This is a genomic window from Ruegeria sp. K3, from assembly GCF_056531845.1.
Window position 1 is genome coordinate 512,733 of sequence record NZ_JBQFMM010000001.1, and the last position, 12,204, is coordinate 524,936.

Annotated in this window: 11 protein-coding genes; all 11 read left to right on the plus strand. The window is 54.0% G+C overall.

The features are described from left to right. Positions 1 to 175 precede the first annotated feature (175 nt). The 11 genes from ACR0MP_RS02520 to xylB all read left to right on the plus strand — a co-directional run bounded on the left by ACR0MP_RS02520 (position 176) and on the right by xylB (position 12,199). Entirely contained in the window at positions 176 to 1,495 is a 1,320-nt protein-coding gene (locus ACR0MP_RS02520; protein WP_170399683.1) for an extracellular solute-binding protein, read from the plus strand. Positions 1,496 to 1,574: 79 nt separating this feature from the next. Next, positions 1,575 to 2,522, plus strand: a complete 948-nt coding sequence (locus ACR0MP_RS02525) for a carbohydrate ABC transporter permease (RefSeq protein WP_170403466.1) — start codon at positions 1,575 to 1,577, stop codon at positions 2,520 to 2,522. Continuing rightward, positions 2,519 to 3,457 (plus strand): carbohydrate ABC transporter permease, encoded by a 939-nt coding sequence (locus tag ACR0MP_RS02530; protein ID WP_010442361.1) that lies wholly within the window; start codon positions 2,519 to 2,521, stop codon positions 3,455 to 3,457. The genes ACR0MP_RS02525 and ACR0MP_RS02530 overlap by 4 nt, the downstream gene beginning before the upstream one ends. Next, positions 3,454 to 3,642, plus strand: a complete 189-nt coding sequence (locus ACR0MP_RS02535) for a hypothetical protein (protein ID WP_170399676.1) — start codon at positions 3,454 to 3,456, stop codon at positions 3,640 to 3,642. Before ACR0MP_RS02530 ends, ACR0MP_RS02535 begins: the two co-directional genes overlap by 4 nt. A 2-nt stretch (positions 3,643 to 3,644) precedes the next feature. Next, positions 3,645 to 4,742 (plus strand): ABC transporter ATP-binding protein, encoded by a 1,098-nt coding sequence (locus tag ACR0MP_RS02540; protein ID WP_170734706.1) that lies wholly within the window; start codon positions 3,645 to 3,647, stop codon positions 4,740 to 4,742. Next, positions 4,735 to 5,727 (plus strand): ABC transporter ATP-binding protein, encoded by a 993-nt coding sequence (locus ACR0MP_RS02545; RefSeq protein WP_170819497.1) that lies wholly within the window; start codon positions 4,735 to 4,737, stop codon positions 5,725 to 5,727. The genes ACR0MP_RS02540 and ACR0MP_RS02545 overlap by 8 nt, the downstream gene beginning before the upstream one ends. Before the next feature lie 11 nt (positions 5,728 to 5,738). After that, on the plus strand, positions 5,739 to 7,361 hold the full coding sequence (locus ACR0MP_RS02550) for a dihydroxyacetone kinase subunit DhaK (protein ID WP_480885735.1): 1,623 nt from the start codon (positions 5,739 to 5,741) through the stop codon (positions 7,359 to 7,361). A 7-nt stretch (positions 7,362 to 7,368) separates the two neighbouring features. Next, positions 7,369 to 8,427: a LacI family DNA-binding transcriptional regulator gene (locus ACR0MP_RS02555; protein WP_480758950.1), complete on the plus strand. Its 1,059-nt coding sequence runs from the start codon at positions 7,369 to 7,371 to the stop codon at positions 8,425 to 8,427. A gap of 28 nt (positions 8,428 to 8,455) precedes the next feature. Further along, entirely contained in the window at positions 8,456 to 9,511 is a 1,056-nt protein-coding gene (locus ACR0MP_RS02560) for a sugar phosphate isomerase/epimerase family protein (protein WP_170734717.1), read from the plus strand. Next, positions 9,511 to 10,665, plus strand: a complete 1,155-nt coding sequence (locus ACR0MP_RS02565; protein WP_170403456.1) for a Gfo/Idh/MocA family protein — start codon at positions 9,511 to 9,513, stop codon at positions 10,663 to 10,665. Before ACR0MP_RS02560 ends, ACR0MP_RS02565 begins: the two co-directional genes overlap by 1 nt. A 76-nt stretch (positions 10,666 to 10,741) precedes the next feature. Further along, positions 10,742 to 12,199, plus strand: coding sequence for a xylulokinase (gene xylB / locus ACR0MP_RS02570; protein WP_170403453.1), 1,458 nt, complete (start codon positions 10,742 to 10,744; stop codon positions 12,197 to 12,199). The last annotated feature ends 5 nt before the right edge of the window (positions 12,200 to 12,204 follow it).

The window sequence follows — 12,204 nt, forward strand, 5'->3', positions numbered from 1 at the left end:
AAGAAGAAAAATATAGTAAAAGCATATTATTACTGGGATACGTTGATGTGTTGGCGGTGATTTTGAGGTACGAACCTCAAAATTTTCTGGACTTGAGGTGCGTACCTCAAATAGCCTTATAGACATGCCGCGATTCGCACATCCTCGAATGACGGCGCAAAAAAGGGAGGAATGGATGACTTACACAAAACTGGCTTCGGCCAGCGCAATAGTCCTTGCCGCTACTACTCTTTCTACCAAGGCAAATGCTGAAGACCTGACGCTCTGTTGGGCTGCATGGGACCCGGCCAACGCGCTTGTTGAGCTATCAAAAGAATTCGAAGCAGAATCCGGCCACACGATGAACTTCGAATTTGTTCCCTGGCCAAACTTTGCCGACCGGATGCTGAACGAGCTGAACTCCGGCGGGAAGCTCTGCGACCTGTTGATCGGAGATAGTCAGTGGATCGGCGGGGGCGCTGAAAACGGTCATTATGTAAAACTGAATGATTTCTTCGATGCCGAGAGCATCAGCATGGACGATTTCGCGCCGGCAACGGTTTACGCCTATTCGACATGGCCTAAAGGTACTCCGAACTACTACGCATTGCCCGCAATGGGGGATGCAAACGGCTGGTTCTATCGCAAGGACTGGTTCGAGAATCCGGACATCCAAGCTGCGTACAAGGAAGCAACAGGGCAAGATTTGCGTGAACCTCAGTCTCAGAAAGAATTGCTGCAAATCGCGCAGTTTTTCCAGGGTCGTGAGATCGATGGAAAGACGGTTTACGGTGCGGCGATCTTTACTGAGCGTGGTTCCGAAGGGATCACCATGGGTGTGACCGGAGCACTCTATCCGTGGGGCTTCAAATATGAAAACACACCAGGATCCTACGATATGGAGGGTGCCGTAAACTCGCCCGAAGCAGTCGAAGCGCTAGAGTTTTACAAAGAATTCTACAAAACAGCGACACCCCCAGGATACACAAACTCCTACATGGGAGAGAGCTTGGACGCCTTTAAGTCCGGTCAGGTCGCCATGGCTATGAACTGGTTCGCGTTCTTCCCAGGTCTCTATGCCGATCCCAATACCGGTGGTGACAAGATCGACTTCTTCGTGAACCCACCACAAAATCAGGCAGGCTCGACACTGGGCGGACAAGGTATCTCTGTTGTCAGCTACTCTGACAAACAGGACGCCGCGCTTGAGTACATTAAGTGGTTCGCGCAGCCAGAAGTTCAGGCCAAATGGTGGGAACTAGGCGGCTACTCAGCACATAATTCAGTGCTGGAAGATCCTGGTTTCGTAGACAGCCAACCGTTCGCCGGTGACTTCCTGGAAGCAATGGCCGGGGTGCAGGATTTCTGGCAAGAGCCTGCCTACGCGGAACTGCTGCTGGCAATGCAGAAGCGCATCCACGACTACGTGGTTGCCGACCAAGGCACAGCTCAAGAAGCGCTTGATCTTCTGATCGAAGATTGGACGGAAGTCTTCGAAGACGAAGGCAAGCTTTAGTCCGGACACAGGCAGGAGCGGGTGCAAACCCGCTCTACCTTCACCCGTGAGTCCTAAACCAACAAGAACTGGCAAAGAGATGTCTGACAGGACCGTAGATCGCGTTGCGCAGGCAACGCCCGAGCGAGTTGCGCGAAAAATTCGGGGGTTATCCGACCGCGCGATCGCCTGGATATTCATCTCCCCAACGATATTTCTACTGCTGGCGATCAATATCTTCCCTTTGATCTGGACCATCCAACTGAGCTTTACCAACTACAAGGCCAACCGGATCGGGCGCGAGGTCAAAGATGTCGGGTTCAGGAATTACGAGCGCATCCTGACAGACTCGGACACATGGCTGAACATGCAGGCGACGGCGCATTTCCTGTTCTGGACGATTTTTTTTCAAGTCCTGATCGGATTTACTCTGGCGTGGTTGATCAACAAGAAATTCAAGGGCAATGATCTTTGGACCACGATCATCGTGCTGCCGATGATGTTGTCGCCTGCCGTCGTCGGGAACTTCTGGAAGTTTCTCTATCAGCCCCAGATCGGTCTGTTTAACTACATCGTATCGTGGTTTACCGGCAAAGACCCGTCGAGCTTTGAGATGCTCGGGTCCGTAACGCTGGCGCCCTGGTCCATCGTGATTGTCGACACCTGGATGTGGACCCCCTTCGTGATGCTCATCTGTCTGGCCGGGCTGCGCAGTATTCCCGATTACATCTACGAGGCAGCTGAGATCGACAGGGCCAGCAAGCTGCGCCAGTTCTTTACGATTACCATCCCGATGGTCCTGCCATTCCTCATGTTGGCGGTGCTGTTTAGAGGGATCGAGAACTTCAAGATGTTCGATCTGGTGGTGCAACTGACGGGCGGCGGGCCAGGGTCTGTTACGGAGCTGACCTCCATCAATTTGAAGCGCGAAGCCTTTGAGAAATGGCGCACGGGTTATGCCTCGGCCTATGCGATCATCCTTTTCGTCACCGTGTTCGGCCTTGCGTCGATCTACGTCAAAGCCCTGAACAAGGTGAAACAGAGATGAGCAGTTTTTCCGTCACCGAACCTTCGAACCGTTCAAAGTGGATCGCCGGGTTTCTGGTTATCACCTATGCGCTGATCACGATGATCCCGCTGGTTTGGATTTTGCTAACTGGCTTCAAGTCTCCAGCCGACGCGATCAGCTATCCGCCCAAGGTTGTCTTTGACCCAACGCTTGAAGGCTATGTCAATCTCTTCACCACTCGCACACGGCAGACGCAGGAGTTCCTGGAAGCAAACCCGCCACAGAACTGGGCCGATGAGATCGTCCGGCAATATGACATGGTTATTGTCGGGCCATCCAAGTTTGGCGAGCGTTTTATGAATTCGGTGATCATCGGGTTTGGATCGACGTTCCTAAGCATCTTCCTTGGCACCTTGGCTGCTTATGCATTCAGCCGTTTCAAGGTGCCGCTCAAGGATGACCTTCTATTCTTCATCCTCAGTACGAGAATGATGCCCCCGGTTGCCGTTGCGATCCCAATCTTCCTGATGTTCAGAAACCTCGGTCTAAGCGACACGCATTTGGGGATGATCCTTCTCTATACGGGTGTGAACATCTCGTTGGCTGTTTGGCTGCTGAAAGGGTTCATCGACGAAATCCCGCGAGAGTACGAGGAAGCGGCACTAATAGACGGCTACACCCGGTTTCAGGCGTTTTACAAAGTTGTACTGCCGCAGGCTGCGACGGGTATCGCTTCGACAGCGATCTTCTGCCTTATCTTTGCATGGAACGAGTATGCGTTTGCCGTGTTGCTGACATCCGCGAATGCGCAGACCGCGCCGCCCTTTATTCCCACCATCATCGGGATCGGTGGGCTGGATTGGCCTGCAGTTGCGGCTGGTGCCACGATCTTCCTGATTCCGGTCATGATTTTCACCATCCTGATGCGCAAACACCTGCTGCGCGGGATCACATTCGGAGCGGTGCGCAAATGAGCGAGTTTCTATCAGGATTAATGCGTTTTCGCCGAGGCCCATGGGAGATGGTCGCGACCATCCTCATCGCGGTCGGCGTATTTATGCTGATGCAACCGTTCGTCCTTTGGGCGTTCACTTATTCCTTCATCGTTACGCTGATCGGAACTGTCATGTTCATCATCGTCAGCCATTTTCCGGAGTAGAAATGGCCCAGATCGTTGTCAAAAACGTAAAGAAGATGTTCGGCGATTTCACCGCTGTGCGGGAAAGCTCGTTCACGATTGAAGATGGTGAATTCTTCATGCTGCTTGGTCCATCGGGCTGCGGCAAAACAACGACGCTGAGGATGATCGCAGGCTTGGAGCTTCCAACATCGGGTGAGATCTATCTCGACGGCGAAGAAATCAGCCAGCGACCCCCATCAGAGCGAGACATTGCATTCGTGTTCCAGATGTTTGCGCTGTATCCCCACATGAACGTGCGCAAAAATATCAGCTACCCCCTGATATCGCAGGGCATGCCGCGTGCTGCTGTAAAAGCCAAAGTAGAAGAAGTCGCGGGAATTCTGGGGATCAACGACATCCTCGATAGCCCGGTAGGTGGACTGTCAGGTGGCGACCGGCAGCGCGTGGCGCTGGGCCGCGCGATCGTTCGCGAACCCAAGGCATTCATGATGGACGAACCGTTGGGTGCCTTAGATGCCGAGTTTCGAGAACACATGGCCGAAGAGTTACGCGCGCTTCATGACCGTATGGGCGCAACCACTGTTTACGTGACACACGACCAGTTGGAAGCCATGCAAATGGGCGACAAGATCGTAGTGATGAACAACGCTGTGATTGAGCAATTCGGCACACCTCAGGAAATCTACGACAAACCAGCCACAATGTTCGTTGCAGATTTTATCGGGTCCCCTTCCATGAACTTCCTGCCGTTTCAAGGAAAGGTCGCGCCTGACTCGGAAATGGTTCGACTAAATGGCCATGACGAAGCCGTGCCCAAACTGATGGAGGGGGCGGAAGGTGACTTAGTTTTTGGGGTTCGCCCTGAGCATGTTTTTCTATCGGATGCGAGCGCCTACAGAGCCAAGGTTCTGGCGACAGAATATTTGGGAACCACCCAGATCGTGACGCTGCAAAGCCCGAACGGAGAGCTGAAAGCCCGGATTGATGCGCGCGAAGTCGTAAATCCCGGCGAGACGGTGGGGTTAGAGTTCCGCTCACCCTCAGTAACACTGTTTGAAAAGGCCACCGGACGCGCGTTGAGGTCCGCTCTGAACGACGAGGTACTAAGTAATGGCTGAAGTCGTTTTAGAGAATATCTCGAAGTCATTCGGCAATCTAAAGGCGGTGGATGATATCTCAATGACGATCCCCAACGGCGCCTTTGTGGTGCTATTGGGTCCAACGGGCGCGGGAAAGACAACGACGCTGAGATTGATATCCGGACTTGAGAAACTGGATTCTGGAACCGTTCGCATTGCTGGACGGGATGTTGGAATAGAAACGCCAGCCCAGCGCGATGTGGCTATGGTTTTCCAGCAATACTCACTGTACCCGCATATGACAGTGCGGGAGAACCTGTCTTTTCCTCTGAGGTCGCCGATCCTGAAGACGCCAGAGGATGAGATCAAGAAGAAGGTTAACGAAGTTGCGGACATCCTCCAGATTCCGCACAAGTTGAACAACAAAGCGACTGAACTGTCTGGCGGTGAAATGCAGCGCGTTTCAATTGGACGAGCGCTGGTGCGAGACCCCCAGATATTTTTGATGGATGAACCCCTCAGCTCTTTGGACGCCAAGCTTCGGGCGGATTTGCGGGTCGAATTAAAAAGGATTCAGGCGGATCTGGGATCGACCTTGCTATACGTGACCCATGATCAAGTCGAAGCCATGACAATGGCGACGCATATCGGCGTTTTGGAAAACGGCAGGCTGGTTCAGTACGGAACACCCCGGGACATCTATGAAAACCCCGGTAGCGTTTATGTCGCCAGCCGGTTGGGACTGCCGCGGATCAACATTCTGCCTTCCGAGCTGTTCGGAGGCAATCACAAAGGTCCGCAAATAGGTCTTCGCCCGGAAAACATCATCGAAGGAGAAGGCAGCGAAGCGCGGGTAATACGCGCAGAGCATCTGGGGGATCAAACGCGGCTACACCTGGACCTGAACGGTCACCCGGTTGTGACCTTGATTGATGTACATCAGGATTATCCATCTGGAAAACTTATAAAAATCCGCCCACACAACCCGTTGTATTTTGACGCGTCCGGCGCGCGCGTGAATTAAGGAGCAAAAGCATGGCCCAGTTCCTCAACACAAAAGAAACTTTGGTTACAGAGGCCATAGACGGTCTTCTGGCGTCTTCCGGAGGGCAACTGACCCGGTTGGACGGTTACCCGCACATCAAGGTTGTTTACCGTTCGGATTGGGACAAATCCAAGGTGGCATTGGTGTCTGGTGGCGGGTCTGGTCACGAACCTGCTCATGCTGGGTTTGTCGGGGCTGGCATGCTGACTGCGGCTGTGTGTGGAGAGGTGTTTGCATCGCCTTCGGTTGAGGCGGTTCTTGCGGGCATTCTGGCCGTGACCGGTGAGGCGGGGTGTTTGCTAATTGTGAAAAATTACACTGGTGATCGGTTGAACTTTGGGCTTGCGGCGGAACGCGCCCGCGCCTTGGGGCGCAAGGTTGAGATGGTGGTAGTCGATGATGACATCGCCTTGCCGGATCTGCCGCAGCCGCGTGGAGTGGCCGGGACCTTGTTCGTACACAAAATTGCAGGCGCGCTTGCGGAAGATGGCGCTGACCTGGACACAGTGACCAAGGCTGCAAAAAGCGTCATCGGTAAAGTGGTCAGTATCGGGATGAGCCTCGATACCTGCACCGTTCCGGGATCTCCGAAAGAGGACAGGATTGCACCGGGCAAAGCCGAGTTGGGCTTGGGAATCCATGGCGAACCGGGTGTTGAGCAGGTGGATTTTGCCAACGCGGTCACGGCTATGTCCACCGTCGTAGGAAAGTTAAAACAACGGATTAGCTCGGGGGAATGTGTTGCGTTGGTTAACAACCTCGGGTCTACAACCCCGCTGGAAATGTCCGTGTTGACGCACGCGTTATCCGAAACAGGGATGGCGCGTCACATTATCGGTCCTTCGCCAATGATGACATCTCTGGACATGCACGGATTCTCTGTTTCTGTCTTGCCCGTGAGCGAAGGCGAACTATCGGCGCTTGAAGCTCCGGTCGCTCTCGTGGCATGGCCAGGCGTCAATTCTATTGATCCAATTCAAGTCGCGCCTTTGCCTGATGGCTTGACACCGATTGATCCTATTCCATCCAACAATCCCGCGACGAAGGAAACGATCACGCGATTGTCCGAATTGATGATAAATGCTGAGAAGGACCTGAATGAGTTAGATGCCAAGTCCGGCGATGGAGATACCGGCAGCACATTGGCAACTGCGGCCAGGGCTCTGCAGGGTAGTCTCGACCGAATGCCACTTGCGGATCTGACGCAACTTTTTCCGGCTTTGGGCAACGAACTCAGCCAAACAATGGGTGGTTCTTCAGGGGTCATTCTTGCCATCTTTTTCAATGCAGCAGGAGACGCCTGCGCCAGTGGCGCATCGATCCCGAAGTCTTTGGCGGAAGGTTTGAACCGCGTCAGCCAGGTTGGGGGCGCGAAGGTCGGCGACAGGACAATGATCGACGCGTTGGCACCCGCTTTGGACGCTCTGCCTTTGGGATTGGTCCAAGCTGCACATGCAGCGCGCGAAGGCGCGGACAGCACTGCAAATATTCACCGTGCCAAGGCCGGTCGGGCCGCTTATGTTCCCGAGGAAAACCTGATGGGAAACAACGACCCTGGCGCTGAAGCCGTCGCCTTGCTGTTCGAGGGGTTGGCGCGGGAGATTAAAGGCTGAACGACACGTGAAAGAGCAAAAACACAAACTAGAATTGGTGAACAAACCAACTGTGAATGACATTGCGCGTGTTGCGGGTGTCAGTCTGGCAACCGTTGATCGTGTCCTGAACAGACGGCCGGGCGTTCGTGCAGTGACTGTACAAAAGGTTCAACAGGCAATTAATGAGCTTGGCTATGTCCGCGACACCGCTGCAGCCAACCTTGCGAGAAAGCGTGTCTATAACTTCTTGTTTGTGCTGCCCGATAGCGACAACGAGTTTGTCGAAGCGCTCAGCAAGCAAATCGTAGACCAGTCGCGCGATCAGTTCATCGAGCGGACTCGTATGAAAATCCAACGTGTCGCTCCATTTGATCCCCAGGAAATTGTCGAAATCCTAGACGCCTTGGACATTCGGGAAGTCGATGGCGTCGCTGTCTTCGGTCCGGAAACACCGTCGGTACGTGATGCAGTGAAACGGGTCCGGGACAAAGGCGTTCCAGTCGTCGCGTTGGTGTCCGACCTCCCCAGCTCGGAGCGCGACCACTTCGTCGGAGTTGACAACGTATCGGCTGGTCGGACTGCGGCACAGTTGATGGGGCGCTTTGTGCATCGCAAGGGAAAGTTGTTGGTCTTGACAGGCTCGCGCTTGGCACGGGATCATTTGGAACGACGGCAGGGTTTTGATCTGGTGATTGCCGAAGATTTTCCGCATCTCGAAGTTGTGGCGTCGGTCGAAGGTCGCGATGACCCTGAACTGATTTACAAGATGATGCCCGAGATTTTTGAGACCTATCCAGATCTTGTCGGTATCTATTCTTCCGCTGCTGGCAACGCCGGTTTGATCCAGTTTCTGTCCGACAGCAAAATCAGCAAAGATCTGGTGATCATAGCCCATGAACTCACGCCGCTCAGCCGTGACGCACTGAGCCGTGGAACATTTGATGCGTTAATCTCGCAGGATTCAGGTCACTTGGTCCGATCCGCGGTCCGTCTGTTGCGCGCAACATCAGACAAGGTTCCGTTCAACAAGGCACAAGAACGTATTCGCATCGATATCTATCTGAAGGAAAATTTACCGCCATAGAGGCATCGGTTTTTGGGGAGGAGACATTATGGAAACGATCAAAGGCCCGGCGTTGTTTCTGGCACAGTTCGCCGGAGATGAAGCGCCTTTCAACTCGTGGGACACCATTACCAAATGGGCGGCGGATTGTGGGTACAGAGGCGTTCAGGTGCCCAGTTGGGACGGCCGGTTGTTTGATCTTGAAACCGCTGCCTCAAGCACGGATTACTGCGATGAATTCAAGGGCAAGGCCAAAGAGAACGGCGTGGAAGTGACGGAGTTGTCCACGCATCTTCAGGGCCAACTTGTTGCCGTGCATCCCGCATACGACGCAGCATTCGACGGCTTTGCTGCCGAAAGCGTCAGGGGAAACGCAAAAGCCCGGCAGGAGTGGGCCGTTGATCAGGTTAAGAAGGCGCTGTCAGCTTCCAAAAATTTAGGGATATCTGCGCACGCGACATTCTCTGGCGCGCTCGCATGGCCTTATGTTTACCCTTGGCCGCAACGTCCTGCTGGCCTTATCGAAACAGCATTTGATGAGCTTGCCAGCCGTTGGGTCCCGATCCTGGATCACGCAGAAGATTGTGGAGTCGATGTTTGTTATGAAATCCATCCAGGCGAGGATCTGCATGATGGCGTGACCTATGAGATGTTCCTCGAACGGGCGGGCAATCATACTCGGGCTTGTATGCTGTACGACCCGTCGCATTACGTTCTGCAGTGTCTCGACTACCTTGATAATATCGACATCTACAAAGACCGAATCCGGATGTTCCATGTCAAAGACGCCGAGTTCAACCCGACCGGTCGGCAGGGCGTCTATTCTGGTTATCAAAGCTGGGTTAACCGGGCAGGGCGTTTCCGCTCGCTTGGTGATGGTCAGGTCGACTTTGGGGCCGTTTTTTCGAAGATGGCTGCAAACGATTTTGACGGCTGGGCCGTGGTCGAGTGGGAGTGCTGCTTGAAACACCCAGAAGACGGAGCGCGCGAAGGTGCGCAATTCGTTTCTGACCACATTATCCGTGTCACAGAGAAAGCATTCGACGACTTTGCGGATGGCGGCAGCGATATGGCGGCCAATCGAAAAATGCTGGGGATAGACTGATGGTAACTGGACGCAGTGAAGTAAAATCAGGCCGCATTCGCCTTGGCATGGTTGGTGGCGGCACTGATGCTTTCATAGGAGGTGTGCATCGAATTGCGGCGCGCTTGGATGACAAGTTCGAGTTGGTCGCAGGTGCCTTGTCTTCAACGCCAGAAAAATCTCGAGAAAGCGGAGAAGCGTTGGGGCTCGAACGGGTCTATGACGACTTTAAGCAGATGGCGATCAGAGAAGCGCGTTTGAAATCGGGGATCGAAGCAGTCTCGATCGTCACGCCTAATCACGTTCATTACGCCGCAGCGCGAGAGTTCTTGAAGCGCGGTATTCACGTGATTTGCGACAAGCCCCTCACTTCGACCCTTGCGGATGCCAAGAAGCTCGTGAAGGCGGCGGAGAGTTCAGGCGCGCTGTTCATTCTAACCCATAACTACACCGGTTATCCAATGGTCAGGCAGGCGCGTGAGATGGTCGCCAACGGAGAGATTGGCAATATCCGCGTGGTTCAGGTTGAATATCCGCAGGACTGGTTGACCGAGCAGCAAGACTTTAAGCAAGCCGAATGGCGAACCGATCCTGAGCGTTCCGGAGCAGGGGGATCGACGGGTGACATCGGAACCCACGCCTACAATATCGCCTGCTTTGTGACAGGCTTGAAGGCGGAAAGCCTTGCGGCTGACTTGCAGGCCTTTGTGCCGGGGCGCAGGGTCGACGATAACGCACATGTCCTGCTGCGGTTCGACGGTGGCGCGCGCGGGATGCTGTGGTCGTCCCAAGTTGCCCCCGGCAACGAAAACGCACTGCGATTGCGTGTCTATGGTGAAAAAGGTGGGATCGAGTGGGCGCAGGAAGATCCAAACTATCTTTGGTTTACGCCCTATGGTGAGCCAAAACGACTGATCACCCGCAATGGGGCCGGAGCCGGGGACGCCGCCAACCGTCTGAGCAGGGTGCCTCCGGGCCATCCGGAAGGGTATCTGGAAGGTTTTGCAAATGTCTATAGTGAAGCTGCGGACGCCATAACAGCGTTTCGAAGTGGCAATTCAGCTGATCCATCGGTGATCTATCCCACTGTTCAGGATGGATTGAATGGTGTCAGGTTCGTTGCAGCTTGCGTGCAAAGTTCTGCAAGAAATGCGGCTTGGGTAAAGTTGGAGTAGCGCGACAGTCACCTTGACACTGCGTCTTCCATGATTAATTTTATCAACTAAAATAAAACTCAAAGGATGGCGCCGAATGTATCTTGGATTGGATTTGGGAACGTCGGGACTCAGAGGCATTCTGATCGATGAATCCGGTCTCGTCGTCAGCGACGCAGAAGCTGGCATTTCTACATCGACGCCAAAACCCGGCTGGTCCGAGCAAAATCCGTCAGATTGGATTAGCGCTTGCTTAGAAGTCGTCGCGAATCTCCGTGCGGACAACGAACCGGCATTCGCAAAACTTCGCGGCATTGGTCTGAGCGGACACATGCATGGTGCCACTTTATTGGATGCCAGTGGAAGGGTTCTTAGGCCCTGCATTCTATGGAATGATACACGCTCGGCGGACGAGGCAAGTACACTCGACCAGATTCCACAGATGCGCACCATATCAGGAAACATCGTTTTTCCTGGCTTCACGGCCCCGAAACTGGAATGGGTGCGATCGCACGAGCCCGAGGTGTTCTCAAAAACAGCCAAGGTTCTATTGCCTAAAGACTATCTGCGGTTTTGGCTGACGGGTGAGTACATATCGGACATGTCAGACAGTGCCGGCACATCATGGTTGGACGTAGACAATCGTCAATGGTCGGAAACGGCTTTGGGTTTGGGTCACATGCATGCCTCGCAGATGCCGCGTCTTGTCGAAGGGAACGAACCGGCTGGTGAGTTGAAAACTGAGCTGCGGCGGGCGTGGGGGCTTTCCAATCCTGTCGTTGTGGCAGGTGGCGCAGGTGACAATGCGGCCGCCGCGTGTGGCATCGGGAGCATTCGGGACGGCGCGGGTTTTGTATCTTTGGGAACGTCCGGAGTTCTTCTTGTTGCTCGGGATGCATATGCTCCGGCACCTGAAACTGCAGTACATTGCTTTTGCCACGCTGTTCCCGAAATGTGGATACAAATGGGGGTCATACTCTCGGCAACAAACAGTATGAATTGGTTGTCTCGCAATCTAAGTCAATCTGTGGAAAAACTGGCGTCGATGGTACCCGACAGTATAACCGGACCCTCCTCGATCGCGTTCCTACCGTACCTTTCAGGCGAGCGAACGCCGCATAACAACAGCCGTATCCGAGCAGCTTTCTTAGGCGTAGATGTCGCGTCGGGCCCCGCTGAACTGACACAATCTGTGATGGAAGGCGTCGCCTTTGCGATGCGGGACTGTCTTGAAGCCTTAAAAAGCACAGGAACCGTACCGACCAACTTGATGGCTGTTGGAGGAGGTGCACGATCCAGGTTCTGGTTGGAAACAATGGCGACCGTATTGCAAGTGCCGTTGGGCTTGCCAAAAGGCAGTGATTTCGGAGCGGCGATGGGCGCAGCGCGCCTCGCTATCTGCGCGGCCAACAACGCAAACCTTGGGGACATCATGACACCGCCCAAAATTCAGGAAGTTATCGATCCACGTAACGATCTGGCCGAACACTATGAAAAGGAATATGGGCGATATCGACAGTATTACATGGCGCTGGCGCCCTTGGCGGCAGGATGACGCCT

Excerpts from the sequence above, each read along its gene's own strand:
- ACR0MP_RS02520 (WP_170399683.1), top strand. The coding sequence starts at position 176 with ATGACTTACACAAAACTGGCTTCGGCCAGCGCAATAGTCCTTGCCGCT.
- ACR0MP_RS02525 (WP_170403466.1), top strand. The coding sequence starts at position 1,575 with ATGTCTGACAGGACCGTAGATCGCGTTGCGCAGGCAACGCCCGAGCGA.
- ACR0MP_RS02530 (WP_010442361.1), top strand. The coding sequence starts at position 2,519 with ATGAGCAGTTTTTCCGTCACCGAACCTTCGAACCGTTCAAAGTGGATC.
- ACR0MP_RS02535 (WP_170399676.1), top strand. The coding sequence starts at position 3,454 with ATGAGCGAGTTTCTATCAGGATTAATGCGTTTTCGCCGAGGCCCATGG.
- ACR0MP_RS02540 (WP_170734706.1), top strand. The coding sequence starts at position 3,645 with ATGGCCCAGATCGTTGTCAAAAACGTAAAGAAGATGTTCGGCGATTTC.
- ACR0MP_RS02545 (WP_170819497.1), top strand. The coding sequence starts at position 4,735 with ATGGCTGAAGTCGTTTTAGAGAATATCTCGAAGTCATTCGGCAATCTA.
- ACR0MP_RS02550 (WP_480885735.1), top strand. The coding sequence starts at position 5,739 with ATGGCCCAGTTCCTCAACACAAAAGAAACTTTGGTTACAGAGGCCATA.
- ACR0MP_RS02560 (WP_170734717.1), top strand. The coding sequence starts at position 8,456 with ATGGAAACGATCAAAGGCCCGGCGTTGTTTCTGGCACAGTTCGCCGGA.
- ACR0MP_RS02565 (WP_170403456.1), top strand. The coding sequence starts at position 9,511 with ATGGTAACTGGACGCAGTGAAGTAAAATCAGGCCGCATTCGCCTTGGC.
- xylB (WP_170403453.1), top strand. The coding sequence starts at position 10,742 with ATGTATCTTGGATTGGATTTGGGAACGTCGGGACTCAGAGGCATTCTG.